Source organism: Aliinostoc sp. HNIBRCY26, assembly GCF_050235535.1.
In the GTDB taxonomy this organism is placed as follows: domain Bacteria; phylum Cyanobacteriota; class Cyanobacteriia; order Cyanobacteriales; family Nostocaceae; genus Trichormus.
The window spans coordinates 1,764,501-1,791,002 of sequence record NZ_CP189852.1; the positions used below are offsets into that span (position 1 = coordinate 1,764,501).

At 41.6% G+C, this 26,502-nt stretch carries 28 protein-coding genes; 17 read left to right on the forward strand and 11 right to left on the reverse strand.

Going from position 1 to position 26,502, the window contains the following annotated elements:
• Window positions 1-7 precede the first annotated feature (7 nt).
• The gene (locus ACQFX9_RS07410; RefSeq protein WP_427161396.1) at window positions 8-2,467 is read right to left on the reverse strand and encodes a dynamin family protein; all 2,460 of its coding nucleotides are present in this window, start codon (window positions 2,465-2,467) and stop codon (window positions 8-10) included.
• Between the two features lie 148 nt (window positions 2,468-2,615).
• Here ACQFX9_RS07410 and ACQFX9_RS07415 point away from each other — a divergent pair, with 148 nt between their 5' ends.
• Window positions 2,616-3,074, forward strand: coding sequence for a YbhB/YbcL family Raf kinase inhibitor-like protein (locus ACQFX9_RS07415; protein WP_427161397.1), 459 nt, complete (start codon window positions 2,616-2,618; stop codon window positions 3,072-3,074).
• A 172-nt stretch (window positions 3,075-3,246) separates the two neighbouring features.
• On the opposite strand, the gene ACQFX9_RS07420 is transcribed toward ACQFX9_RS07415, so the two are convergent.
• Window positions 3,247-3,690, reverse strand: coding sequence for a DUF2267 domain-containing protein (locus ACQFX9_RS07420; RefSeq protein WP_427161398.1), 444 nt, complete (start codon window positions 3,688-3,690; stop codon window positions 3,247-3,249).
• 200 nt (window positions 3,691-3,890) lie between these two features.
• The gene (locus ACQFX9_RS07425) at window positions 3,891-4,856 is read right to left on the reverse strand and encodes an RsmB/NOP family class I SAM-dependent RNA methyltransferase (RefSeq protein ID WP_427161399.1); all 966 of its coding nucleotides are present in this window, start codon (window positions 4,854-4,856) and stop codon (window positions 3,891-3,893) included.
• 357 nt (window positions 4,857-5,213) lie between these two features.
• Here ACQFX9_RS07425 and ACQFX9_RS07430 point away from each other — a divergent pair, with 357 nt between their 5' ends.
• Together ACQFX9_RS07430 and ACQFX9_RS07435 are read left to right on the forward strand one after the other, a co-directional pair.
• Window positions 5,214-6,656: a DUF2157 domain-containing protein gene (locus ACQFX9_RS07430; RefSeq protein WP_427161400.1), complete on the forward strand. Its 1,443-nt coding sequence runs from the start codon at window positions 5,214-5,216 to the stop codon at window positions 6,654-6,656.
• Between the two features lie 196 nt (window positions 6,657-6,852).
• Entirely contained in the window at window positions 6,853-7,572 is a 720-nt protein-coding gene (locus ACQFX9_RS07435; protein WP_427161401.1) for a GDYXXLXY domain-containing protein, read from the forward strand.
• On the opposite strand, the gene ACQFX9_RS07440 is transcribed toward ACQFX9_RS07435, so the two are convergent.
• Complete coding sequence (locus ACQFX9_RS07440) at window positions 7,569-7,808, reverse strand: hypothetical protein (RefSeq protein WP_427161402.1); 240 nt, start codon at window positions 7,806-7,808, stop codon at window positions 7,569-7,571. The two genes, ACQFX9_RS07435 and ACQFX9_RS07440, sit on opposite strands and share 4 nt — an antisense overlap.
• A 219-nt stretch (window positions 7,809-8,027) precedes the next feature.
• Here ACQFX9_RS07440 and ACQFX9_RS07445 point away from each other — a divergent pair, with 219 nt between their 5' ends.
• Complete coding sequence (locus tag ACQFX9_RS07445; RefSeq protein WP_427161403.1) at window positions 8,028-8,669, forward strand: hypothetical protein; 642 nt, start codon at window positions 8,028-8,030, stop codon at window positions 8,667-8,669.
• Window positions 8,670-8,806: 137 nt separating this feature from the next.
• Here the strand turns inward: ACQFX9_RS07445 and rimI are convergent, their stop codons facing one another.
• Window positions 8,807-9,352, reverse strand: coding sequence for a ribosomal protein S18-alanine N-acetyltransferase (gene rimI / locus ACQFX9_RS07450; RefSeq protein ID WP_427162827.1), 546 nt, complete (start codon window positions 9,350-9,352; stop codon window positions 8,807-8,809).
• A 94-nt stretch (window positions 9,353-9,446) separates the two neighbouring features.
• Here rimI and lysA point away from each other — a divergent pair, with 94 nt between their 5' ends.
• From lysA to ACQFX9_RS07465, 3 genes are all read left to right on the forward strand, one after another.
• Window positions 9,447-10,850: a diaminopimelate decarboxylase gene (lysA, locus tag ACQFX9_RS07455; protein ID WP_427161404.1), complete on the forward strand. Its 1,404-nt coding sequence runs from the start codon at window positions 9,447-9,449 to the stop codon at window positions 10,848-10,850.
• 100 nt (window positions 10,851-10,950) lie between these two features.
• Window positions 10,951-11,874, forward strand: coding sequence for a diadenylate cyclase CdaA (gene cdaA / locus ACQFX9_RS07460; RefSeq protein ID WP_103139352.1), 924 nt, complete (start codon window positions 10,951-10,953; stop codon window positions 11,872-11,874).
• Window positions 11,871-12,620, forward strand: a complete 750-nt coding sequence (locus ACQFX9_RS07465) for an isoprenyl transferase (RefSeq protein WP_427161405.1) — start codon at window positions 11,871-11,873, stop codon at window positions 12,618-12,620. Before cdaA ends, ACQFX9_RS07465 begins: the two co-directional genes overlap by 4 nt.
• A gap of 244 nt (window positions 12,621-12,864) precedes the next feature.
• On the opposite strand, the gene ACQFX9_RS07470 is transcribed toward ACQFX9_RS07465, so the two are convergent.
• The 4 genes from ACQFX9_RS07470 to ACQFX9_RS07485 all read right to left on the reverse strand — a co-directional run bounded on the left by ACQFX9_RS07470 (window position 12,865) and on the right by ACQFX9_RS07485 (window position 15,964).
• Window positions 12,865-13,719: a bifunctional class I SAM-dependent methyltransferase/HIT family protein gene (locus ACQFX9_RS07470; protein ID WP_427161406.1), complete on the reverse strand. Its 855-nt coding sequence runs from the start codon at window positions 13,717-13,719 to the stop codon at window positions 12,865-12,867.
• Between the two features lie 51 nt (window positions 13,720-13,770).
• Complete coding sequence (locus ACQFX9_RS07475; RefSeq protein ID WP_427163063.1) at window positions 13,771-13,902, reverse strand: hypothetical protein; 132 nt, start codon at window positions 13,900-13,902, stop codon at window positions 13,771-13,773.
• Window positions 13,903-14,679, reverse strand: coding sequence for a 3-methyl-2-oxobutanoate hydroxymethyltransferase (gene panB, locus ACQFX9_RS07480; protein WP_427161407.1), 777 nt, complete (start codon window positions 14,677-14,679; stop codon window positions 13,903-13,905). It abuts the gene before it with no gap.
• A 172-nt stretch (window positions 14,680-14,851) separates the two neighbouring features.
• The gene (locus ACQFX9_RS07485; RefSeq protein WP_427161408.1) at window positions 14,852-15,964 is read right to left on the reverse strand and encodes a ligand-binding sensor domain-containing protein; all 1,113 of its coding nucleotides are present in this window, start codon (window positions 15,962-15,964) and stop codon (window positions 14,852-14,854) included.
• A 202-nt stretch (window positions 15,965-16,166) separates the two neighbouring features.
• Here ACQFX9_RS07485 and ACQFX9_RS07490 point away from each other — a divergent pair, with 202 nt between their 5' ends.
• The 10 genes from ACQFX9_RS07490 to ACQFX9_RS07535 all read left to right on the forward strand — a co-directional run bounded on the left by ACQFX9_RS07490 (window position 16,167) and on the right by ACQFX9_RS07535 (window position 23,675).
• A complete protein-coding gene (locus tag ACQFX9_RS07490; RefSeq protein WP_427161409.1) occupies window positions 16,167-16,292 on the forward strand; it encodes a hypothetical protein in 126 nt (41 codons plus the stop codon).
• 633 nt (window positions 16,293-16,925) lie between these two features.
• Window positions 16,926-18,356, forward strand: coding sequence for a form I ribulose bisphosphate carboxylase large subunit (locus tag ACQFX9_RS07495; protein WP_236142852.1), 1,431 nt, complete (start codon window positions 16,926-16,928; stop codon window positions 18,354-18,356).
• A gap of 159 nt (window positions 18,357-18,515) precedes the next feature.
• Complete coding sequence (gene rcbX / locus ACQFX9_RS07500) at window positions 18,516-18,923, forward strand: RuBisCO chaperone RbcX (protein ID WP_427161410.1); 408 nt, start codon at window positions 18,516-18,518, stop codon at window positions 18,921-18,923.
• Between the two features lie 46 nt (window positions 18,924-18,969).
• Window positions 18,970-19,299 carry a ribulose bisphosphate carboxylase small subunit gene (locus ACQFX9_RS07505; RefSeq protein WP_236142854.1) on the forward strand — a complete coding sequence of 110 codons (330 nt, stop codon included), beginning with the start codon at window positions 18,970-18,972 and terminating at the stop codon, window positions 19,297-19,299.
• Window positions 19,300-19,365: 66 nt separating this feature from the next.
• Window positions 19,366-20,175 (forward strand): aminoglycoside N(3)-acetyltransferase, encoded by an 810-nt coding sequence (locus tag ACQFX9_RS07510; protein ID WP_427161411.1) that lies wholly within the window; start codon window positions 19,366-19,368, stop codon window positions 20,173-20,175.
• A complete protein-coding gene (locus tag ACQFX9_RS07515) occupies window positions 20,175-20,807 on the forward strand; it encodes a GDSL-type esterase/lipase family protein (protein ID WP_427161412.1) in 633 nt (210 codons plus the stop codon). The genes ACQFX9_RS07510 and ACQFX9_RS07515 overlap by 1 nt, the downstream gene beginning before the upstream one ends.
• Window positions 20,808-20,854: 47 nt before the next feature.
• Window positions 20,855-21,010, forward strand: a complete 156-nt coding sequence (locus ACQFX9_RS07520) for a hypothetical protein (RefSeq protein ID WP_427161413.1) — start codon at window positions 20,855-20,857, stop codon at window positions 21,008-21,010.
• 55 nt (window positions 21,011-21,065) lie between these two features.
• Window positions 21,066-21,263, forward strand: coding sequence for a type II toxin-antitoxin system Phd/YefM family antitoxin (locus ACQFX9_RS07525; RefSeq protein WP_427161415.1), 198 nt, complete (start codon window positions 21,066-21,068; stop codon window positions 21,261-21,263).
• Window positions 21,264-21,438: 175 nt separating this feature from the next.
• Entirely contained in the window at window positions 21,439-22,668 is a 1,230-nt protein-coding gene (locus ACQFX9_RS07530; protein WP_427161416.1) for a ribulose bisphosphate carboxylase small subunit, read from the forward strand.
• A gap of 212 nt (window positions 22,669-22,880) precedes the next feature.
• Complete coding sequence (locus tag ACQFX9_RS07535) at window positions 22,881-23,675, forward strand: LmeA family phospholipid-binding protein (protein WP_427161417.1); 795 nt, start codon at window positions 22,881-22,883, stop codon at window positions 23,673-23,675.
• A gap of 296 nt (window positions 23,676-23,971) precedes the next feature.
• On the opposite strand, the gene ACQFX9_RS07540 is transcribed toward ACQFX9_RS07535, so the two are convergent.
• Complete coding sequence (locus ACQFX9_RS07540; RefSeq protein ID WP_427161418.1) at window positions 23,972-25,363, reverse strand: UDP-glucose dehydrogenase family protein; 1,392 nt, start codon at window positions 25,361-25,363, stop codon at window positions 23,972-23,974.
• A gap of 135 nt (window positions 25,364-25,498) precedes the next feature.
• Window positions 25,499-26,434 carry a UDP-glucuronic acid decarboxylase family protein gene (locus tag ACQFX9_RS07545; RefSeq protein WP_427161419.1) on the reverse strand — a complete coding sequence of 312 codons (936 nt, stop codon included), beginning with the start codon at window positions 26,432-26,434 and terminating at the stop codon, window positions 25,499-25,501.
• Between the last annotated feature and the right edge of the window lie 68 nt (window positions 26,435-26,502).

Consider the following 26,502-nt stretch of genomic DNA (forward strand, 5'->3'; position numbering starts at 1 on the left):
GGACAGATTAAATCTGTGTCATACTTCCCGATAAACCATCTGAAATCAACACACCATTACTAGCAGAAATATTTTCTACTAATTCTGATTGAGTCGTGCTGATTGTAGGTAAGAGATGATTATATAACTGCATAGATTGCAAACAACTATTAATATTAGACACTGCCAAATTATAAGCCTCAATTTTTTGTTCTACAGCATTGAGTAACCGCCGATTATTAGCTATTTTCTCCTCAGCTTCTTTTTCTAATGTTTGTTCTAAATAAACTCGTGCTTGGGGATATTGTTGTAAAATCTCTTCGGCTTGACTTTCCGTCATTGGTAATAATTGGGTTTTGAGGATTTGGTTGATAGTTTGACGGAAGGTTTTACGGATAGTTTGGGAAACTTTGGGTTCAAAGTCTAACTTTAATAGTTGTCTGATTGCTGGTTCGGCTTCTACCATACTTTCAGAATCATAACTTTGAGAAGTTTGCAGCAAAGTTTGGCGGAATTGATATATAGAAAAAGTCCCTTCATCGTAGAATAAATGACTTTCTCTGACATAGCGATCGCATTCTACACTAGCTGCGTCAATTAAAGATTGTGATACAGCTTTTTCTAAGGTTTTTAACTTTGATTCAATACCTGCATCGTTACCTAACAAGCGATATAATTGGCGATAGTATTCTGATTTACGAACCTTCTCCATTAATCTTTGGAAAAGATTAGCAATCACTTGTTCGGAAGATTCCACTAAAATATCTTCTAATTGATTGGCAAGATAATAGAAAGCTTCGACTAAAATTGCTAGTAATGGTGCAGTAGCATTGCGTGGGTGACTCAGAGTTGCACGGCGATAAGCATCAGCGACAGAAAATGTATCTAATAACTCATCTAAACGGCGAATCATCCGAGATTGTAATTGCTTAAAATCAGTTTCAAAGCCATCACAGGAGTTATTAATTACTAAATTCACCTCTTCTATGATGTGCTGACTGAAATCTCTCCCAACTTGTTGCAATTGTTGATTGAGACGTTGCAATTCATGTTGTTTCATCGTCTCAATTTCACGGGGTTGACTATCTAAATTTCGATATGCCAATTGATAGTGTCTTTTGAGTTTGATACAAATATCTTCCAAGTCATTAGCCAGAGATTTAAAAAGCTGAGGACGCTTTTCTGCGGTGAGATAGCTAGTAATCGCACTGCGAAATTCCTCAATTCCACTATCTTGTATTAACTGATCGATTAAAGGTGTGCCTTGCTCTGATAAGATTCTTACATAGTTAGCATTGGGGGATTCAAAACCGTTAAGAGAAATCCGAAAATTAGTAGAAGAAAGTTTACCAGAACTGACACAGTAATTATTAAATGCGTAAACGAACTGCGGTGTTTCTTCTGTACCATGTACACCTTTAACGCTATCTACAAAAATAGAGTCCAAACCAAATCTGTCTTGTTGGTTTGTCTGTTTAATTTGACTACCGTAAAATCCTAGTAAACCACTGGTTTTATAAACGCGACTAGTATCACGAAACTGGGAATTAATTAAATCGTCTAGTCGTTGCCTTAATTGGGTATTGTACCAAGTTTCATCGATGCGGTTGAAGACATAAAACACGCGATCGCGTATTCCCCCATTTTGCCGCATTTTCTCTAACAGTTCCGTTTCTTCCTTCGTCATATCACCAGCAGATGCTGGTTTCAGCACACACACCACCGCCGATGTATCAGGATGTTGAATTTTAGCGTAGGTTAACCGTGCATCTTTTTCTACTGGCGCATCAATCCCAGGTGTATCAATAATGACGTTTCCATCTTGTAATAAAGGATGGTTGCAATAATATTCAATCTGTTTTAAAACCGCACTATTACTACCACGCCGCGCATATCCAGCCGCCTCTTTTAAATTCGTAAAATTAAATTGCTCCATTGAATAGGTAGCATTAATAGTTGGATGAATATGTTTGTTGTTAGCCTCATATCCTTGCAATAATAAAATTAAGGCTTTGGCTTGTTTAGCACGTTCTGATTTACTCTCCCCACCTTCTTGTTGAATAATTGCTTCACAGCCTTGATACAATAAACTTACTACTTCTGCTTGATTGATATTAGCCCCAGTTGTAAATCCCAATTGTTGACATAGAGAAGTTGCTTGTTCTCTGATTTCTGCTTCACTTAAAAAAGTTAAAACTACCCGTTCTTCACCTAATTCGGCATACTCGATTTTACATTCCGTACCTGTAGCGTGTCCTTCTGCACTATATAGTAACTCCCGTTCTAAAAGTGCATTAATCAACATTGATTTACCTGCGCTAAAAGCACCCGCAAACACAATTTCAAACCTGGGAGAAATGGCTTTACCTAGAGAAGTTTGCACAGATGTAATATCTTGCGATCGCAAAGCTGATTCTTGTTGTAAAAGTTGCAATATAGAGTCAACTTGATCTTTTAAATTATGGCACTGAAAAGGCAGGTATGACATACAAGTACCAATTACATTTTCAGTATATTTTAATCAAGTATTTATACTATTGCTTCAGTATGATCACGACGTTATGAATTGCCTCTTGGGAAAGAGGAACAATAAATTTTTCAGTATTACCATGATGCCAAACCATCAAAAGATAAATATGAAACTACTAAGTAACAGTTTTTCTGCCAATAGTATGATGCCCATCAAATTTTCATGTGAAGGTGCAGGAATTTCTCCTTCCTTAAAATGGGAAGATGCACCAACGGAAACTCAGAGTTTTGCCTTAATTGTCGATGATCCTGATGCGCCAAATCGAACTTTTGTTCATTGGATTCTCTATGATTTGCCCCATTACACTCACAATTTACCAGAAGCAATTCCCCACACACCCACATTAGATGGTAATGGGATTCAAGGGAAAAACGATGCTGATCAATTTGGTTATTTTCCCCTATGTCCCCCACGAGGAACTCATCGTTACTTTTTTAAACTTTATGCTCTGGATGGATTTTTAGGGTTAGATTATGGTGCAACTAAAGCAGAAGTAGAAGCGGCTATGTCAGGTCACATTTTAGCAACAGCAGAATTAATTGGAAAGTATAAAAAACATCGTTAAGACAATTCGCAATGGACTAACGTCCCGCTACGCTAACGCAATGGACTAACGTCCCGCTACGCTAACGCAATCAAGAAAGTCAGATACTATCTTGGTTTCAAGCTTTGCATCTGTTGCTTAATTTCGGAGAATTGGTATCAGTTCATTGCGGACTGCGAATTGGCATAATCTCCTAAGCACGCACCTCTTCCGGCCAAAGTTCTCGCAATGTTGGTGGCATCATATTAATTACATCTGTAATTTCACCTCTAGTCACCCTCTCAGACAAAAGTTTAAAAACAGCGCGCACAACCGTCTCCGCATCAATATCAGGATCGGAAGTGCGGAAGTAATCGCGGATATGTTGCAAAAATGCGTCCTTAGTTCTATCTTTAACTGGTGCTGCCCCAGGTCGCCAGTTTTCGTAGTAAAATCCCCCTAATAGGATGGGTAACTGCGCGCCTAAATGGGAAGCTTCTTCTATTGTCAGGCGATCGCGCAAAGCGTGCAAGGTCGCCCGTAATGCCTGAAATACTTTATGTTTGTTCTCCCAACCCAACTTATTGCATAATTCATTCACCCAAGGAATAGTATTCTGCAAGGTTGTGTCAAAAACATCTAATCCTGTCATTGTCATAGTTTTAACCCCAATTTTTTACTATTGATACTCTCAGCAATAACTAAAACAAAGCTTGAAAATTCCTATAGCCATGCTAGAAAAGTAATCAATTAAATCTCCTCTGACTAATGAAGTGTGATGCTAACTTCTTAGTCTGTCTAAAGGATTGATTCTTAATATTTCAATACTTCCTTTATTACTCCTACACCCTTACACCCCTACACCCCTACACCCTCTTGAAAAATAATCCCTAAATCATTCAATACATCCATGTTTAACACTTGACTTTCTCCTGCATCAGTGTTTTGAAATAGCACAGTAAAAGCACCAGCACCTAATCTATCTTGAGGAAAAAGGCGATAACAGGGAATATCAGTTAAATGTGATTGATAATCTTGTAAATGGCTAACTTTTACTGGCTGAAACTGCGGGAATTTAGACAAAAACCACTCGCAAACCTGCTCATTCTCCTCCGGCGAATAGGTGCAAGTCATATAAGCCAAATAACCCTGTGGTGCAACTATTTGGGCAGAGTTAGCAATGATTCTTTTTTGCCGATTAGCACTTTTATTAATAGCTGTAGGATGAAAACATCCTGGTGCTTTTTCACCTTTAGCTAATAGAGACTGTCCCGTACAAGGAGCATCAACTAATACCACATCACAAGTTGCAGTAATACTTTCTGCAAATATCCTAGAATCTCGATTCATCACTATACTAGGACTAACCTGGCAACGCTTTAAGTTAGATATCAACATTCCTAACCTTTTGCCAATTACTTCATTACAAATAATTAAATTTGGTTGCAAAGCTTGCCAAGCAAATATACTTTTTCCTCCTGGTGCAGCGCACATATCAAATACTAATCTAACTGGCTGAGGGATTGCTAATAAAACAGCAGCAGCGAATACAGAAGAAAAGTCTAAACAGTAAAAATATCCTTGATGATGTAAAGGATGTTGACCTGGTTTTTCTCCTAATTGTAAACGATTGATAAATTGTGGTTGCCATTTCAATGGTGATGTCACTGAAAACGGTTGGTTTTCTGGTGGATTCTGGCACCAAAGGATACAGGGATTAAAAGATTGAGGAGCAATTAACGCTTCAATAAACTTTTCTTGATTATCAAGGTTTTCAAACAAACGGCGTGTAAGTTTCAATAATAAATTTGATGGTTTTTCCATTAGTAAAACTGTTACAGAAGAACAATGCTTGTTAGTGAGTTGGCTTCATACTCTAGAATATTAGGAATTAGGGGCTAGGGATTGGGGAATGGGGACTGGGAAAAAATTTAAAAAGTAAAAAACAGAATGTTTTGACTTTGGGAATTTTGATTTTCAATTCCCAATCCCCCCTTCTCTTTCAGAGACGCTAACGCGAACGGGGTTCGCCAGTCTCTCATGGGGGAAACCCCCAAGACCGCGCTGGCTCACCAATACCCAGTCCCCAGTCCCTAATACCCAATCCCCACTTAATGACTATCTCTTTGCGTAAATCCTAGAAGATTGCCAAGCTGCCGAAACGCATTAGAGAGGGTCAAGATGTTCGATAATTTCCAGAAGAGACTGCGGCGGGAAGCAGAAATATGGCGTGATGAAGGCATTATTAGTGCTTCCCAATATCAACAAATTGCCGATCGCCATCAATTTAAAAGTATAGAAGCAGCTGCGCGCGATCGCTTTATGATGATTGCAGTAGCGATCGGTGGTGTCCTGTTAGTCTTGGGGACAGCCACCTTTATTGCTGCCAACTGGTTTGCCTGGGCTAGAGAAGTCAGATTTATCATGATGATGAGTTTGTTTTTCTCGGTTAGCATCATCGGTTTTTACACTTGGCAAGAACCTAAAGTCGCCAAGAAAGAAGGAAAAAAACCACAACGCAGCAACCGTTATTTAGGAGAAGCCCTGTTAATCTTAGCGGCTTTTATCTTGGGCGTGAACATCTTGCTGACGGCACAGATTTTTAATATCAGTGGTTCAGCTACACAATTATTCCTCGCCTGGGGATTTGGCGTTTCGATTATGGCCTATAGTCTTTCCCTGAATTCTTTAGGGATTATGGCCATTATCCTGATGCAGATTGGTTATTGGTTGGGAGTCAATGAGTTATCGAACCTCTCCACAGCTGACTGGAACTGGGCGCGGTTAGCAGTCCGACATATGCCTTTAATCTCTTGGCTGCTATTTGTCCCTCTCGCCTACGCCTGTCGTTCTCGATGGATTTTCTTTCTCGCAGCTTTATTTTTCGCTAGTTCTCTACAATTCAATCTCAACCCTTTACCACTCCAGAACTTTTCTAATATCGCTCCTTGGGTTGCATCCTTTGCCTTAGCACTGCCACCTGCTCTATTCTGGAGTTATGATGATCTGCTATTTCCCAACATTAACTACAGGCTGTTTCAACCCATAGCCCGTAATTTAGCTTTAATTGCCTTTGGTTTAGTCTTTTATGCCCTTTCTTTTCGTTGGCAATGGCAAGGGACTCTTAACGCCTTTCCATCCAGAAGTAACAGTCTCATGTCTTTGCCAATCATCGACTTGGGGATTCTCAGTGGTTTAGCTGTATTGCAATGGTTGTTTATCTACCGTCAAACCAATAACCCACCCCGCCGGGAAGTCGTCTTCAAAACTGGCTTAATTGCCACATTTCTCGGTTTTATCGTAGTCGTACCTTTTTGGCATCTAGCCATTAACCGCATTGGCGAACTAGGAAGTTTCACCTTTAGCGTACTCTTCGTTATCCTCGCTTGGGGATTTGTGCAGGAGGGATTAAAACTCAGCAATAGACGTTCCTTTTGGGGCGGGATGCTGTTGTTAACCCTACTAGTAATTAGCCGAATGTTAGAGTACGACACCGACTTATTGTTTAAATCAATGGTGTTCGTCATGTGCGGTTCAATACTCATTAGTGCCGGAGTCTGGTTTGAACGTCGCCTGACTGGGGGATCTTCTAGTTCATCGGGGAATAAGAGTAAGGAGTCGTGATGAGTGCTGAGTGCTGAGTAATGAGTGCTGAGTGATGAGTGGGAAGTGTAATAGTCATTAGTTATCCCTTTTCTTCCCCTGCCTCCCCATGCCCCATGCCCCATGCCCCATGCCCCATTCCCAATGCCCTTTTCCATTATCTGCGTAAGTCCTATTTTCATTTCGTCAACAACTAATTATTTTTAGGATTACGCCCATGTCAGAGAAATCTTCTGAATCTACCAAAACTAAAACTTTGTCTCCTGAAGCCGAATTCTCGAAGAAACTGACTTTTAAAGATTACCTGACTGCGACTGAGCAAAAATATAACCAACCTTTACCTTTTTGGCGGTTATTTGTTCCCCTAATGCTGCAAGCGGGATTAATTTTGTCGGTTCCTACCCAAGCTGCATATACTAACCTCACCGGTAGAGAGGTGATTTTACAGACTGTGGCTTCGTCTCCAGAAAATGTATTGCAAGGTTACGCGCTGAATCTTGATTACAACATAGCGCGTGTTTCTAACTTACGAAGATTACCAGGTTGGAATGATCTTGTGCGGCGAAATCGCGGTAGTAACGGTAGATTACTATCGGGGACTAATATCTATGTGATTCTCCGAGAACAACAATCCTTTACTCGTGGTGTACCCAGGGCTTGGAGGCCTGTACGTGTTAGTGACACTCTACCGATGTCTCTCCCCAATAATCAAGTCGCCCTCAGAGGGGTATATGAGGATGGTGTGATCAACTACGGTGTGGAAACATTTAATGTTGCTGAGGAACAACGCCAGCTAATTAGCGAAGATATCCGCCGTTCTTCTAGACAAAATAGAACTAGACAGCTACGACCCATCACCGTCAAAGTTAAAGTAGATCCCCAAGGTAACGCTGTACCGATGAGTCTATGGGTGCGCGATCGCAATTACAGTTTCTAGTCATCATGGCGCACATTCCAGGCTACACCAAAAGCGGCTCCTGCTCCTGCTAACAACCCTGTACTCATACCTTGAATGGTTTTCTGTAGAGGGTTTTGAGTCAAGCAATCGCTTGTAATGCGTTCGGCTTGCAAGCACTGATTGCTTTGCGCCCAACTACTAGTCCCGCCTAAAATGACACCAGCGACACTACAAGAAGCCACAAGCAGCAGCAGGCGTTTGGTTTTTATATCCATAGATGGATGCGTTTTAATTGAAAGTTGTATATTTTCCTCAACTACTGTACACATCTATCTTCCAAAAGGCAAAAGCCAAAAATTATGTGAATTTCGTCAGCTTTCTATCTATTTTGCCTAAAAACTGCACTCAAACATATAAATATAATGCTTGCGAAAAATATCTGTTTTCTCTTGAAGCTATGAGATGTTGAACAGATATTTTCCCAGGAATGAATCATGCAAGCTCACAACAAACAATTTCATAAATTGATTTTATATCCATTATTGATCGCTTTAGTGACCGTAGGAGCGATCGCCAGCGCATCAACAGCGAATACTGTTGCACCAAATACTACTACTACACCCAAACAAGCAGTAAAAAATCAAGGAATTTACCGCAGCGATCGCTTTAAGTTTCAATTTAGCTACTCAACCAAAGATTTTGTCATAGATAATAAAATATCTACTCCCAGAAATCCGACTGATTCACCCTTAGCTAGCATCGATATTTGGACGAAAAATCATGCTCAAAAAATTCGTAATGGTGAATATGCAGGTGGTACAGAATACCCCGCCAACGTCAGCATAACTATTAATAATAATCCCAAAAAATTGCCCTTACAAAGATGGGTACAACAGAGTAATCAATTTTCTGCCACCCGTAACTTCAAACCTGCCAGAATTGCCGGACAAACAGGAGTCAAATTTCAGTCAAGTGGCTTATACGAAGACGAAAACGTCGCTTTTGTTAATCCTAGAGATGGGCGAATAATTGTCATCGAATTATCTAAAACCAATTATGGCAATAATGACGCAATCTATCGTCAAGCATACCAACAAGTAATTAATTCCTTCACTGTGTTAAATAGTCGTCGGTAATTGAGTGCTGAGTAATGAGTGCTGAGTGCTGAGTGTTGAGTAATGAGTAATGAGTAATGACTAATGAGTAATGACTAATGAGTAATGAGTAATGACTAATGAGTAATGACTATTGACTATTGACTAATGACTAATGACTATTGACTATTAACTATTGACCTTTCTAACTTAGCCACAATCATAGAATGCCATTTCTCTAGTTTGTCCTGAAATGAAGGGTGTTGTAAATCAGAAAGCCAAAGAATTAAGGCATCTTCGCCATTATCTTGGTAATAGCCCCGTCGCCGCCCAGCTGTTTTGAACTCAAATTTTTGATATAAAGAGATTGCGGCTTGGTTAGAGGCTCGGACTTCAAGAGTTGCTCTTTCTAAGTTGCGATCGCAAGCTGTTTTCAGCAAAGAATAGACTAAAGCCTGTCCCAAACCTTGACCTTGGTACAGAGGATGAACTGCCACAATTGTAATGTGGGCTTCCTCTAAAATCGTCCAAAAGCAGCCCATACCAAGTAATAATGTATGGGAGTGAGGGGAAAATATTCCCAGTAAATCACTGTTAGGGCTATCTAATTCCCGTTGGTAGCCTTCCAGTGTCCAAAGTCCACCAAAACAGGTTTGATCTAGTTCCAAAATCGCACCTAGATCATCCGGGGTCAATGATTTGAGTTTTAAGTTAGAAGATAAGATCACTTTTATTGGGATAAGATTACTAACCCTTTGTAAACTGGGATCGGGAGACTGATTCACGCCCCTAATTTCAACAAGGACAATCTATATAAATATGGTATCGACTTACCCGGCTGGGGTTCAATATACTGGAGAGCAGTATTTACCCCAAAGCGACAGCGTAAATACAAATATTTCGCCTAACCAAGAACTCTTCCCACTAACTGCCAAAGTTAATAGTGCAGGTTGCTTGGCTATCGGTGGGTGTGATGTCACAACCCTAGTGCAGCAGTTTGGCTCACCTTTGTATATTTTAGATGAGGAAACCCTCAGAACTGCCTGCCAACAATATCGAGATAGCTTTAAAAAATATTATCAAGGCGAATCTCAGGTACTCTATGCTTCTAAAGCTTGGAATTGTCTAGCTGTAGATGCAATTATCGCCTCTGAAGGTTTAGGAATTGACGTAGTTTCTGGGGGTGAATTGTATACTGCCCTAACTGCTGGGATTAGTCCTGAGAAAGTTTACCTCCACGGTAATAATAAATCTCGTGAAGAACTAAACTTAGCCATTGAATCTGGGGTGACAATCGTTGTCGATAACTGGTATGAGTTACACACCCTAGTGGATATCTTGTCAAGTAATTCTCTACCACCAGTGCGGATTATGCTGCGCTTGACACCAGGGATTGAATGTCATACCCATGAGTACATTCGTACCGGACACCTAGACAGTAAGTTTGGTTTTGACCCCAACGATTTAGATGAGGTGTTTAAATTTGTCAGTCAGCAATCAAATTTAAACTGTGTAGGTGTACACGCTCATATTGGTTCGCAAATCTTTGAACGTCAACCCCATCAAGACTTAGCGGCTGTCATGGTGCAATGGTTGAGGGATGCAGCTAAATACGGTTTGAATGTCACCGAATTAAATGTGGGTGGCGGTTTAGGTATTAAGTATGTAGAATCAGATGACCCACCAAGCATTGAAGAATGGGTGAAGGCGATTTGTGATGTCGTACAAGCAGCCTGTGCGGTGGAAAATCTACCTTTACCAAAATTATTATCTGAACCAGGGCGATCGCTAATTGCTAGTGCCTGTGTGACAGCTTACACCATCGGTTCATCTAAAACCATACCGGAAATTCGTACTTATATTGCCATAGATGGCGGTATGTCCGACAATCCGCGTCCCATTACCTACCAGTCAGTTTATCGCACAGTCGTTGCCAACAAAATGTCTGCGCCTATCACAGAAACAGTTACCATTGCTGGTAAACACTGTGAATCAGGGGATATCTTAATCAAAAACGCCCAACTGCCCAAAACTGAACCAGGGGATACACTGGTAGTTATGGCAACTGGTGCTTACAATTACAGTATGGCATCCAACTATAACCGCTTACCCAGACCGGCAGCAGTTTTAGTGGCAAATGGCGAAGCAAACTTAATTTTGCAACGCGAAACTTATCAAGATTTAATTCGACAAGATCGTTTACCGGAAAGATTGAAGAATTAGTCACTAGTCCAAAGTCAATAGTCCAAAGTCCAAAGTTGACTATTGACTATTGACTATTGACTATTGACTAAGAACTAAACGTATAAGAGTTCCAGATGTCATGAAAGATTGGTGGAAGCAATGGCTGGCAAACCTGGGATGGTCTCAGTCCTTGCTGTTGGGGACTCTGGATATTGTATTGGTGCTGGCACTGACTTATATGATCCTCGTGATTATTAGTGAGCGTCGGACACTGTGGATGGTGCGGGGTTTTATCGTTTTAATGCTAGCCTCAGCACTAAGCGGCAGATTTGGTCTACCACTGTTAAATTTTGTGCTAGAAAAATTGGTGATTGGCTGTGCCGTAGCAATGGCAGTTGCTCTCCAGTCAGAATTCCGCCGCTTTCTAGAACAATTAGGACGCGGTGAATTTCGGCAATTGTTCCAACCATCCAATCTGACCATTCCTAAGTCTGATAGTGTAATAGATGAAATTGTGGAAGCGGTTAAAGAACTCTCAAAAAACCGAATCGGAGCTTTACTAATTTTGGAAACAACTGGCCCCATTGATGAACGGGATTTTTCTGTCCCTGGAGTTAAATTGAATGCTGATGTTTCCAAGGAACTGATACAGACAATTTTTCAACCCAAAACCCTACTGCACGATGGCGCAACATTAATCCGTGGTTCACGGATTGTATCATCGGGTATAATTTTACCGCTTTCGGGACGCACAGCATCGCGCCAGTTGGGTACACGCCACCGGGCAGCAATGGGAATTACTGAGCGAGTCGAAAATTGCATCTGTGTCGTTGTCTCAGAAGAAACGGGTTCTATTTCCCTTGCAGAACGGGGAATTCTAAATAGGCCGCTAACAATTAGGAAGCTCAAAGAGTCTTTAGAGGCTCGATTGTCTCCAACTGTAGATCGGGAAGCAGTTGCCCCTGGTTTGTTCAGCTTGGGTCGTCAGATTGGGAGTAAAGCATTGAAACTGGGTTCACGCTTACTTGGATTACCTTCGACCGCTTCTCAAGATAAAAAATGACAATACAACAAACTGAACTATACGAATTACCCCTAGATTTAAAACCAGAACTATTGCCTAAACACGTTGCGGTGATTATGGATGGCAATGGTCGTTGGGCTAAACGTCAAGGTTTACCCCGTATTATGGGGCATAAGCGTGGAGTTGATGCCCTGAAGGATTTACTACGCTGTTGTAAGGATTGGGGAATCCAGGCTTTAACAGCCTATGCTTTTTCCACGGAAAACTGGAAAAGACCCCAAGAAGAAGTAGATTTTCTGATGACGCTATTCCAGAGAGTTTTGCGTCAAGAGTTGCGGGAAATGGTCGAGGAAAATGTGCAGATTCAGTTTGTGGGCAATTTAGCAGCATTGCCGCGATCGCTGCAAGCAGAAATTTCCCGTTCAATGGAAGAAACCAAAAATAATCGCGGTATCCGCTTTTCTGTCGCTACTAACTACGGTGGACGACAGGAGATTTTACAAGCTTGTCGGGCGATCGCCCAAAAAGTCCAGCAAGGTATCCTCAAGCCTGACGAAATCTCAGAAGAAGTATTTGAGGATCATTTATATACAGCTGGAATTGCTGACCCCGATTTATTAATTCGCACTAGTGGCGAAATGCGTCTTTCTAATTTCCTCCTCTGGCAAATGGCCTATGGAGAAATTTACATTACTGACACACTCTGGCCAGATTTCGACCGAGCCGAATTTCATCGCGCCCTATGTGCCTATCAACAAAGAGAACGGCGATTTGGGAAAATTTAATTGCAATTTTTACAGTCTCTCTCCTCGCAGGAGAGAGATTTAGAGAGAGGTTTTCTATACCGTTGATTCTGTACTGTAGAGACGTTGTATACAACGTCTCTACATCATTTATTTGGCGTAACTATAGAGAATTGATAGAATACCAATTCACAGAAAATTTGATACAGATGCAAAACCTACAAGGTGTGCTGAGTATCACTTTCTTAATTTTGAATTTTGAATTTTGAATTTTGAATTGGTATAACTATTTTCTTTTCGCAATGACATTCCGTATCCCACTTTTTACCCCAAAACTATCACCTTGATAGCGAGGAATAATATGTATGCTGGCGTGCATAATGTTTTGCCCAGCAGCACGATTAATATTCATACCCACATTAAAACCATCAGGGGAAAATTCCGCTTTGAGCATTTCTTGTACCTTATTCACCATTAACCAACAAGCAGATTGTTCTGAAAAAGGTAGCTCAAAATAATTACTAACATGACGTTTGGGAATCACTAAAACGTGACCTTTACTGATGGGATAGCCATCAAAAATTGCATAAGCTGTTGCTGATTCAGTTACGAGATTCAGATGTCTGCCAGGATTACAAAATATGCAATAATTAGGAGAATTTCTTTGATAATTATAATGAATATATTCATATATTTCTCTCATTTCATCTAAATGAATAGAAGTAAATGGGAGTTTAACAATACATTGATATGTCGGTTTCTTATGGATATAATGTTCTCGAAAACCTTCTTTTTTGATATCTCTCCTCACAGCGTAATAAGCCTTACCCCCTGGTTTTAATAAATGGGATATTTCCATTAATACCTGAGTTTGTTCTTCAGGAGATAAAACATTTAAAACATAGAAGCAAATTATAGTGTCAAATTTATCGTGGGGATATTGGGGGTAATAATAAGGGTCATAGCCAGTGATATCACAGCCTTTTTGTTCCAATAACTTCACATCATTACCCAATCCACAACCAAAGTCTAAGATTTTGCCATTGAGCAGATTTTGATTGAGTAAAAACTGTGCCGGAAATGAGAGATAATTTCTATCAATGGCTGTGAGATGACTGTATTGATTCTTTTGCTGCTTCATGCAATTTGCGATCGCACAGTGATTCCATAACTTAATTATTCACTGATGACATTAGGCGATCGCATCAGGGTCAACACCTATCTCACGCAACTTAGCAGCCAATTTCTCTGCACGTTGTTTTTCCTGTTCAGCTTGTTCACTGCTCCACAACAAGATATTTCCTTCCCCATCCCCCATTCCCATTTAATATTCTGGAAACTTCCTCTCACGTACTTCTGTAGCGTAATCTTTTACAGCTTGGGTGATTGTCTCCCGTAAATTTGTATAGACTTTAGCGAATGGTGGTTGTTTTTCTGATAACCCCAGTACATCTGAGGTGACTAAAACTTGACCATCACAGTGCGAACCCGCACCAATACCAATTGTGGGAATGCTCAATTTTTGTGTAATCTGCATTGCCAAATCGGCGGGTATATGCTCCAAAACGATCGCAAATACACCTGCTTGTTCGAGAGAGATCGCTTCGTTTAAAATTTTCTCGGCTGTCTCTTCAGTCTTCCCCTGTTGTCGCAAACCCAACTGATGCACAGACTGCGGTGTCAAACCCACATGACCCATCACCGGAATTCCCGCCTGCACCAACCGCGTCACAGTTTCCACCATTGCGGGATAACCACCTTCTAATTTAACGGCTTGCGCTCCTGTCTCCTTTAATACCCGTCCAGCCGAGTAGATGGCTTGCTGCACACTTTCTTGATAAGTCAGAAACGGTAAATCGACCACCACCAAAGCCCGTTTGACACCACGACGCACAGCTTTAGCGTGGTGCAGCATTTCCTCTAGAGTAATAGGCAGCGTGTTTTTATACCCCAAAATCGCCGCCATCGAGTCCCCCACTAGGATTAAGTCTACACCAGCCGCATCGAGGATGTGAGCGATCGCGCAATCCCATGCAGTCAAGGCTACAATTGCGCGTCCCTGTTGTTTAAGTTGAATTAATTGCTGGGTAGTAATTGCCATTTTCGTCAATCAGAAATTGGGAATTGGGTATGGGTCATTGGGAATCGGGAATCAGGAATTGGGAAATCAGGAGACAAGGGAGACAAGGGGAGCAGGGGCAAAAAACTCTTGAATTTTGAATTTTGAATTTTGAATTTTGAATTGATACGCCCCATACCCAATTCCCATTTTTTCATTTCACAGCACGGCTGAAAGCTAGATGAGGTTTGGCACTTTCCATTTTGGGCATTAACCAAGCTAGACCTTCACTTGTACCAATCCATAATTTACTTGCAACGTCTGGAACAAGCGTCAAAACTCGACTAGAAGGTAGTCCCGCCACTTCATCTAACACTGCACCTGTATTTGGATTCAATCGTAACAAACCATCGTTAGTCCCTACCCACACACTACCATCTTTTGCAAAACGAACTGCGGTGACATTCCTCCCCCGCAAACGCGCCACCGAACGCAACACTATTCCAGTTTTGGGATTAATCACTAGTAAATTATTAGGCATTCCCGCCCAAATTAAACCTTCTGGACTAATAGCTAAAGTTTGTACTGTCGTCCCAGGTAAATCATTGATACGTTTCATAATCAACCCACTAGCGGTATTGACTCGCACGACACCATCCAGAGTCCCCACCCAAAGTTGACCTTCAGCATCTAAAGTCAAAGCATTCGCACTCACACCAGGTAAATTCTTCACTGTGGTCATAATTAAGCCTTGGTCAGGACTAATTAACGCTAAACCATTGTCAGTTCCCGTCCACAGATAACCACGCTTATCAACTAGTAGCGATAACACCCGCTTAGAAGGCAACAATAAATTTTGGGTGCTAATTTCATTAGTGCGCGGTTCTACCCGTAAAAGTCCTTCATAAGTTCCTACCCATAACCTTCCGACTTTATCCTGTGCTAAAGCACCAATGGCAGTATTAGGTAGACTAACACGCCCCAAAATTTTACCGGTTTTGGGGTCAATACGTGATAATCCTCGCCAAGAACCCACCCAAAGATTACCTGAAAAATCTGCGAGTAAATTATTCACCCGATAATCAGTTTCCACTGCCCGTTCTTCCAAGTTTCGTTCATCAGGTAGCGGTGCTACTCGTGGCGGCGGTGCTGAAGGAGGATAAGTCGGGGCTAACTCCGAAGCATCAACTTTAGGAGTAGTTTGCGCCTTAGCTGAAATATTCGGCACAACCATCAACCCCAGCAATATTGAAGTCATCAATAAACTAGTACGTTTGTAAAGTAATACCACGGTGAAATTTCCTTTGGAGACAATACCTGTAGCCATTACCTAGACTGGCTAACAATTGATCTCAGTTTTCCCGCAGTTAGTAGTTTTTAAACATTAGGGGTGGGATTGGGGATTGGGGATTGGGGACTAGGGATTGGGGACTGGGGACTGGGGATTGGGGACTGGGGACTTGTACTGAGCTTGTCGAAGTATTGGGGACTGGGAAACTAGGGAAGCAGGGCGAGAAAAGCGATAACTAATGACTATTCACTCATCACCAGCTAAACGCCGCACTACCGCTAACAGCACTCAGCACTCAGCACTCAGCACTCAGCACTCAGCACTCAGCACTCAGCACTCAATCACTTCGCCAAAGTGCTTATAACTAAAGAGTTATTTTGTAAAGTCTTTGAAACAAAATGTTTAAATATTTATGTAATAACAAATTTAAATATATAAGTTAAAAATTTTCAAAGAATAACTTATGCCATTTCTTGATATATTGTGAGACAAGTTACAAATTCGTGGTGTGCAACTTTTTGTCTCGCGCTCATCACTCCACTAGGTACTCCGTCAAGTCAGACTCTCTCCTGTTGATTATTTCTGGTAAATCAGGAAGACATCAGGAAAGTATGGGCGGAAACTTGTGAACAACAACCCGATTACCTAAATACACAGGGATTTTGGGAAATAACTCATACTTTCACCCTAGCGCGAAGGTAGCAATGAGATAAAGCACTGTAGTGGAGTGAGAAAAACAGATAAAAGAGAATTTTTAAATGTTGGCATGAGGGATAAAGCACAACCGTGAAGTTATGCAATCCCCACGAGGGAAGACGGGTGAAGAGATTTACCAGTCGTCACTAGCAGAAAATCGCTACCCTCAACCAAAGAAAACCTCTAAAAAAAGTTATTCCTGTTTTTCTCCTTGCTGATGGAGAGATAGAGCGATCGCGAGAAAAAACTGCCCACAATGTGATTTGATAAGTAAAAAGAGTGACATCTTGGAAGGATAGATATGTCTTACGCTCAAACGAAGACTCAGTCAAAAGCTGGGTATAAAGCCGGGGTTCAAGATTACAGACTAACTTATTACACACCTGATTACACACCTAAAGATACGGATATCTTAGCGGCATTCCGTGTTACACCCCAGCCTGGAGTTCCCTTTGAAGAAGCAGCTGCGGCTGTAGCGGCTGAGTCTTCTACTGGTACTTGGACAACCGTATGGACAGACTTATTAACCGATCTAGATCGTTACAAAGGTCGTTGCTACGATATCGAACCAGTTCCTGGCGAAGACAACCAGTTTATTGCCTACATTGCCTATCCTCTGGATCTCTTTGAAGAAGGCTCCATCACCAACGTTTTAACCTCAATTGTAGGTAACGTATTTGGTTTTAAAGCTTTGCGGGCATTGCGTCTAGAAGACATTCGCTTCCCAGTTGCTTACATCAAAACATTCCAAGGCCCTCCCCACGGTATCCAAGTTGAGCGTGACAAATTAAACAAATATGGTCGTCCTTTGTTGGGTTGCACCATCAAACCAAAATTAGGTCTATCTGCTAAAAACTACGGTCGTGCAGTGTACGAATGTTTACGCGGCGGTTTGGACTTCACCAAAGACGACGAAAACATCAACTCTGCACCTTTCCAACGTTGGCGCGATCGCTTCTTGTTCGTAGCTGATGCTATCCACAAGTCTCAAGCCGAAACAGGCGAAATCAAAGGTCACTACCTCAACGTCACCGCGCCTACCTGCGAAGAAATGTTGAAGCGGGCTGAGTACGCTAAAGAACTCAATATGCCCATCATCATGCACGACTACCTCACAGCAGGTTTCACAGCTAACACCACCTTGGCGCGTTGGTGTCGTGACAACGGTTTATTGCTGCACATCCACCGCGCGATGCACGCTGTAATCGACCGTCAAAAGAACCACGGTATTCACTTCCGTGTATTGGCTAAAGCCTTACGTTTATCCGGTGGTGATCACATCCACACCGGTACTGTAGTAGGTAAATTAGAGGGTGAACGTGGTATCACAATGGGCTTCGTTGACCTGTTGCGCGAAAACTACGTTGAGCAAGACAAGTCTCGCGGTATCTACTTTACCCAAGATTGGGCTTCTCTACCTGGTGTAATGGCAGTTGCTTCTGGTGGTATCCACGTATGGCATATGCCCGCACTAGTAGAAATCTTCGGTGACGACTCCGTACTACAATTCGGTGGTGGTACACTCGGACACCCCTGGGGTAACGCTCCTGGTGCAACCGCAAACCGCGTAGCTTTAGAAGCTTGTATCCAAGCTCGTAACGAAGGCCGTAACTTGGCACGCGAAGGTAACGACGTTATTCGTGAAGCTGCTAAGTGGTCTCCTGAATTGGCTGCTGCTTGCGAACTGTGGAAAGAAATCAAGTTCGAGTTTGAGGCAATGGATACCGTCTGATCATCAAGTAAAAGGTAAAAAGTTAAAAGGTAAGCCACTGCTGAAGTGAGAGTTTCCCACATCAGCAAGCGGCTCATACCAAAGGGTAAAAGAAAATTTTCATTCCTTCTTTTTACTTTTTACTTTTGACTTTTTACTTAAACTTGGGCTGGGTCAAGCATGAATCTCAAGCAAATTGCGAAGGACACAGCCAAGACTCTCCAAAGCTACCTGACTTATCAGGCACTAAGGACAGTTCTGGCACAGCTAGGCGAAACGAATCCTCCTTTAGCGCATTGGTTACAAAACTTTTCTGCCGGAAAAGTTCAAGATGGAGAAAAATACATCGCAGAACTTTTACAAGCAAAGCCAGACTTGGCACTGCGAATTATGACGGTCAGAGAACACATAGCCGAAGAAGTTGCTGATTTTCTCCCCGAAATGATTCGCACCGGCATTCAGCAAGCCAATATGGAACAACGTCGCCAGCATTTAGAACGCATTACGCAGCTGAGTTTATCCAACCCCAGTCCTGAATCAGAACAGCCAAGATTTTCCGATCCTGACCGGGATAACTTAGCCAGTTAGGAAATCTCTCAGTCGTCACCAAATAGTAAACAGTTATTACTTAGCCATGCAAACCTTACCAAAAGAACGTCGTTACGAGACCCTGTCTTACTTACCCCCCCTCACCGACGCTCAAATTGAAAAGCAAGTTCAGTACATCCTGAACCAAGGTTACATCCCCGCAATTGAATTCAACGAGACTTCCGAACCTACCGAATTCTACTGGACAATGTGGAAGCTCCCCTTGTTCAATGCCCAAACCACCCGTGAAGTATTAGGCGAAGTTCAAGCTTGCCGTTCTCAGTATCCTAGTAACTACATCCGTGTTGTAGGATTTGACAACATCAAGCAGTGCCAAATCCTCAGCTTCATCGTTCACAAACCCAGCAGATACTAAAAGCTGATTTGGTTTAAATAATTTATTCAAGAGAGGTAAAGTCATTTACCTCTCTTTTGTTGTCTTATGAGTGAAGCAAAAATAATTCTCAATACATCATCACCCCGTACTCGTCAGAGTTTAGCCGCAGATTTATTCCATGCGGGACTTATCCCAGGAATGACAGTCATAGTTCATTCCTCCTTAAGTTCATTAGGATGGGTTTGCGGCGGTTCAGTCGCAGTAGTTCAGGCCTTGATGGATGTCATCACACCAAGCGGAAACTTAGTCATGCCTACCCACTCCGGTGATTTGTCTGACCCTGCTGCATGGCAAGAACCACCAGTTCCTCAAGAGTGGTGGTCTATCATTCGTGAAACTATGCCAGCTTTTGATCCACAAGTTACCCCAACACGAGGTATGGGTCAAATAGTGGAAACCTTCCGTACTTGTCAAAATGTGCTGCGAAGTTCTCACCCGCAAGTTTCCTTCGCTGCTTGGGGAAAAGACGCTGACAAGATCATTGCAAATCACTCTCTTGATTATTCCCTGGGAGAAAATTCACCATTAGCTCATCTCTATAATTTGAACGCTTGGGTATTGTTATTGGGAGTGGGATACGACAACTGCACAAGTTTTCATTTAGCTGAGTACCGAATTGGTCAATTAGAAAAAGTGACAAAAGGCGCGCCTATTATCGCCGCAGGAGAGCGAATTTGGCAATGGTTTACAGATATTGATATTGATAATAGTTGTTTTGCTGAAATAGGTGCAGCTTTTGAAAGCACCGGTCAAGTGAAAAGCTCTACTGTTGGTTCTGCCACAACAAAATTTTTTAATATGCGAAATGCAGTTGATTTTGCTGTTAATTGGTTTCAAGATCATCCTAGAGATTAATGCCAATAGTTAGAGGTTATGTGAACGATAAATATAAATCGCAAATCAGAATTTGTTTTCTAGGAGAATCTTTTGTGAACGGCACAGGAGACCCAGAATACCTGGGCTGGACAGGACGAATCTGTGTCAATGCTCATAAAAAAGGTTATGACATCACCTACTATAATTTAGGTGTCAGGAGAGAAACAAGTACAGAATTAAGACAGAGATGGTTAAACGAAGCCTCCTATCGTTTACCACAAGAATATGATGGTAGAGTTGTATTTTCTTGTGGTGTTAACGATACCAGTATGGAGAATGGGAAAACTCGTGTTGAGATTACGCAATCATTAGCAAATATCCATAGTATTTTAAGTGAAGCGAAAAATTTATATCCTGTTTTAATGGTTAGCCCTCCACCGTGTGGAGATGAGGAACAAAATCAGAGAATTGATGATTTAGCTCAGGAATTTGCTTTAGTTTGCCATGAATTAAATGTTCCTTATCTTAACGTATTTTCAAAATTAAAACAGTCGAAAGTTTGGCTAGAAGAAGCCAGAAATTATGATGGCGCACATCCGAGAAGTGCAGGTTATGCAGAATTTGCCCAACTTGTTGAGCATTGGGATGCTTGGCAAAATTGGCTGAGATAAAAATTGCCTATACCAGATGCAGCAACACTCCTGTGAGGAATCTGCTAATGACATCATCTTTAGAAAAAGGCTGTGAGCAAAGTGTAAAAATTCCTCCCCTAGAAAGTGGGGACAGACTCACGCGTCACGAATTTGAGCGTCGATACACAGCTAGTTTAAATTCTCCAGCATATGAAAATTTTATACAACAGCTATCAAAATAGTCTTAATTGATTAAATTAGAAAATATTCATCTCAATTTCACTATAGGCAGAAATTATGACACAAATTACTTTAGCTGAAGCTTCTCAGAATTTATCAGATTTGATTGATGCAGCACTCGGTGGTGAAGAAATTATCATCGTTAAAGACAATCAACCTGTTGTAAAATTAACTCCTGTATTGCCGATAAAACGCCGTCTTGGATTCGGGAGTGCCAAGGGAATAGTCACAATATCTGATGATTTCGATTGCTAATTGCATAAGCTATTACAGAAAATCTACCTATCCTCAGTGCAGATACAATTTTTGATAACTATCCCATACAACGTGTGTGGTAAAAAATTTGTAACTTCTATCGCAAGTTAAATCAACATTAGACCCCAAAAAAAACTTAGCATTATTGTTATAAATATTCACCAGGGATGAACTTATGGCTTATTATATTGCTCCACGCTTTTTAGACAAACTGGCGGTTCACATCACCAAGAACTTCTTGAATATTCCTGGTATTAGAGTCCCTTTGATTTTAGGAATTCACGGACGCAAAGGTGAAGGTAAAACATTTCAATGTGAGTTAGCTTTTGAAAAAATGGGCGTGGAAGTCACATTGATTTCTGGTGGGGAATTGGAAAGTCCCGATGCAGGAGATCCAGCAAGGTTAATTCGCCTACGCTATCGAGAAACAGCCGAACGCATTAAAGTACGTGGCAAAATGTGCGTACTGATGATTAATGATTTAGATGCAGGCGCAGGACGCTTTGATGAGGGTACACAATACACTGTAAATACTCAGTTGGTAAACGCCACACTGATGAATATTGCTGATAATCCTACCGATGTGCAGTTACCTGGAAGCTATGATGCAAATCCAATTCGGCGTGTACCCATTATTGTGACAGGTAATGATTTTTCCACTCTCTACGCGCCATTAATTCGTGATGGACGAATGGAAAAGTTTTATTGGGAGCCTAACCGCGATGATAAGGTGGGAATTGTTGGTGGAATTTTTGCGGAAGATGGACTTTCACAGCGTGAAATTGAACAGTTAGTGGATACTTTCCCCCATCAATCGATTGACTTTTTTAGTGCATTGCGATCGCGCATTTACGACGAACAAATCCGCGACTTTATCCATCAAGTAGGATTTGAACACATCTCTTTACGCGTCGTCAATAGCGTCGAAGGCCCACCAGTCTTTAAGAAACCAGATTTTAGCCTCTCTCACTTAATTGAGTCTGGGAAATTCATGGTGGCTGAACAAAAACGCGTAGAAACTTCCCAGTTGGTAGATGAATACAATCGTTTGAATCGAGGTAAAAGCTATCAACCCACACCCTCAGCTGAGGTAAAATCAAGCAATCCACCAAAACAGCAAAATTCTAGTACACATTTAAACCTAGAAACACAAGAACAAATCCGGCAAATCCTATCTCAAGGTCATCAAATTAATTTTGAACACGTAGACGAACGTCGCTTTCGCACCGGTTCTTGGCAAAGTTGCGGTAGTATTCACATTGATGCTGAATCTGACGCTATTTCTACTTTAGAATCTTGTTTAGCTGAGTATAGTGGTGAATACGTGCGCTTAGTTGGCATTGACCCCAAAGCTAAACGGCGGGTTGTGGAAACCATTATTCAGCGACCGAATGGGAAGAATTAGGGGACTGGGAGAAGGGGAGACAAGGGAGACAAGGGAGACAAGGGAGACAAGGGATAAATATTTGCGCCAACGCCCAATGCCCAATTCCCCATTCCCCATCTATCATTAGTTGTCTCTTGTCAAACTATCAGCACATTAAATCACGGGATCGCTTGCCGTATCGTTCACATTTTGTTACAAAAGTACAAAGAACTTCTAGAGACCCAAACCAAATGTTCGGCGGACTAACTGGTTTACAAGATCCAAAAGGCACTGATTGGGGCGAAAAAATGCTCAACACAGTCGCCAGCCAAACGATTCGCCATTTGTTTACTCAAAGCGAGTCAGTAGAAGTCCTTGTGCGCTGCTATCCCTCCAGCAAACTGTTGCAAGGCAGCATTGATAGTTTCAAAATGAGTGGTCGTGGCTTGGTGATTCGCAGAGATTTTGCAGTCGAGGAAATGTCCTTTGAAACCGATGCTGTAGCTATTGACTTTAGTGCAGTTCTAGCGGGTAAACTAAATCTCAAGCAACCAACTCAGGCGATCGCTCAAGTAGTATTATCAGAAGACGGTATAAATCAAGCTTTTAATGCTGAACTAGTCAAAAAACGTCTAGTTAATCTCTCAGCACCTGCTTTAACAGAATTATCTGGTGGTCAGCCAGTCTCTTTCACTGATGTCCAAGTAAAACTATTACCGCAAAATTGCCTACAGCTTTCCGCCAAGGCAGATTTAAATAATGGTGAACTCATACCACTGCACATGATTTTAAGCATAGCCGTGGAAAAGCGTCGCCGGATTGCTTTTAAAGACCCCAAAATTGAGCTTGATTCAGTCCCAGAATCACAAAAAGCTATTTCCCAAAATCTTGGTCTAGCACTGGCAGAGATTTTAGATAATATGGTTGATTTGGATAAGTTTGACCTAGATGGGGTGAAAATGCGGTTAAATCGTTTAGACACTGAAGGTCAAAGGTTAATTTTTAGTGGCTACGCCGAAATTGAAAGAATTCCCCGTAATTCGTAATGGGCTGCGCCTCGCTACGCTAACGTACTTAAAAACCGTCCAGAAACTTCTAGACGGTTTTTAGTGGTGTTATGAAACTAATTAGGGTCTGTTGAATAACTTTAAAACTCTTTGTTAGTAAGCAATTCGCGGTTATTTTTGGGAAAAAAGTGCAAGAGAATTGGGATATGAGGCTGAAAAAGTTTGCGTCTCCAATTTTTTTGCCTCCAAAAAATTGGAAAAAATTAGGGTAAAACTGTTTCCTGTTCCCTCCCTCCACTAAAGGACTTTTTCCGCAAGCCCTAATTATTAGTTAATTATCTTCTACCAACGCCCACATACTGGAATCCAGCACGAATCATGGTTTCGGGGTCGAGGAAGTTACGACCGTCGATAATTACAGGATTATTCATCAATTTTGCCATCTTGCTGTAGTCAAGAGAGCTAAATTGTTGCCATTCAGTGACGAGTACCAACGCATCACAACCATCAGCTAAACGTTCAGCATCAGTTTCTACCAACACACCGGAAAGACCATGACGCATTCCGGTTTGGGAAATGATGGGGTCATAGGCCTTGACCTTAGCACCTAAGCGGTTTAGCTGTTCGATTAAATTGAGTGCTGGCGCATCGCGTAAATCATCAGTATCAGGTTTGAAGGTCAAACCCAATAAACCAACTGTTTTACCTTTGAGGATTTTTAAAGCTTGCTGGAGTTTTTCTAATGCAATCAGACGTTGACGTTCGTTAACACTAACGGCAGATTTTAATAACTGAGCTTCATAACCATAATCATCAGCAGTGTGAATCAACGCTGAAACGTCTTTGGGGAAACAAGAACCACCCCAACCAATACCAGCTTGTAAGAATTTGCTACCAATACGGGAGTCTAAACCAATACCTTTAGCTACTTGAGTTACATCAGCACCAACGCGATCGCAAATGTTAGCTACTTCGTTAATAAAACTAATCTTAGTTGCCAAGAAAGCATTAGCAGCATATTTAATCATTTCTGCTGAACTCAAGTCTGTCACCAACACAGGTACAGAAGGTGAAGATTTATCCTCAGCAAATTTGCGCTCTACAATTGGTGCGTATAGTTCTTGCATCATAGAGATTGCTTTTGTGCTGTTACCACCCAAGACGATGCGATCAGGGTTGAATGTATCGTATACAGCCGAACCTTCCCGTAAAAACTCTGGGTTACTCACGACATCAAACTGGGGTGTAGAGTCAGGTAGTTTTTCTTCGCTACCGCCACCAGCTGTCACCAGAGTTTTTTGACGTTCAGCAATCCCATCCATCACAATCATTCGTACCCAGTCGCCTGAACCGATGGGAACTGTGGATTTGTTAACAATTACCTTATAACCCCCATTGAGGTTAGCACCAATACCGCGCGCTACCGCCTCGACATAGCGAGTATCACTTTCGCCAGTGGGTAAAGGTGGTGTACCTACAGCAATAAATAAAATTTCTCCGTGAGTAACCCCAGCAGCTAAATCCGTTGAGAATTCTATCTTCCCGGTTTGAATCGCAGACTGCATGATTTCCGATAATCCAGGCTCAAAAATCGGCGACTGCCCAGATTTCATCAATTTAACTTTTTCTTCGTTATTATCTACACAAATAACATCGTGTCCGATGTGAGCTAAACAAGCACCTGTAACCAAGCCAACGTAACCAGTACCTATTACACAAACACGCATTGTTAACTCCTCATTTTATCTAGGGGGTTTATCTTAAACAACGTAGTCCTCAATACCAAAGTTCCAATCTTTGAGGAAGCACCGCCAGTTTAGTAGCAGTTACAAGTCGGTTTAGCCAGCATTGAGTATGAGCATCTAGACACTGTTGTTCAGGCGATCGCGGAAATCTGCTATTGTTAGCTTTAGCCCTTCCTGTAGAGGGATAGTAGGTTCCCAATTTAACAAGGTTTTGGCTTTGGTAATATCCGGCTGACGACGACGAGGATCATCAGCAGGTAAAGCTTCAAATTTAATCTCTGCATTGGGATTAATTAAATTTTGCACAGCTTCAGCTAATTCTAGAATCGTGTATTCACCAGGATTTCCCAAATTGACTGGCCCGACATAATCACTATTCATCAGGCGGATAAATCCTTCCACTAAGTCAGAAACATAGCAAAAACTGCGAGTTTGCGAGCCATCACCATAAACCGTTAAAGGTATACCTTTCAGGGCTTGCACAATAAAGTTACTAACAACTCGCCCATCATTTTCTAACATCCTTGGCCCGTAAGTGTTAAATATACGGACAACTCGAATATCAACCTTATTTTGTCTGTAGTAGTCAAACGCTAAAGTTTCAGCAATTCTTTTACCTTCGTCGTAACAGGAGCGTATCCCAATCGGGTTAACACTACCTCGATACTCTTCAGGTTGGGGGTGAACCTCTGGATCTCCATAAACTTCGCTAGTGGAAGCCAAGAAAAATCTCGCTTTCACACGCTTGGCTAACCCCAACATATTCAGTGTTCCCATAACATTGGTTTTTACAGTTTTTACGGGATTGTACTGATAATGAACAGGAGAAGCTGGACAAGCTAGATGGTAGATTTGATCTACTTCCAAGCGGATTGGTTCGGTGATATCGTGGCGAATGAGTTCAAAATTGGGATGATTTATCCACTTAGAAATGTTACGCTTGTGACCTGTATAGAAGTTGTCTAAACAAATGACTTCATGTCCTTCGGGTATGAGTCGGTCAATCAGATGTGAACCAATAAACCCAGCACCGCCCGTCACCAAAATTCTCATATTGTCTCAGTTAATTACAGATATTGCTAGCTGTTCTTGATATCGTTTAATTTAGAATACCCAGTCCA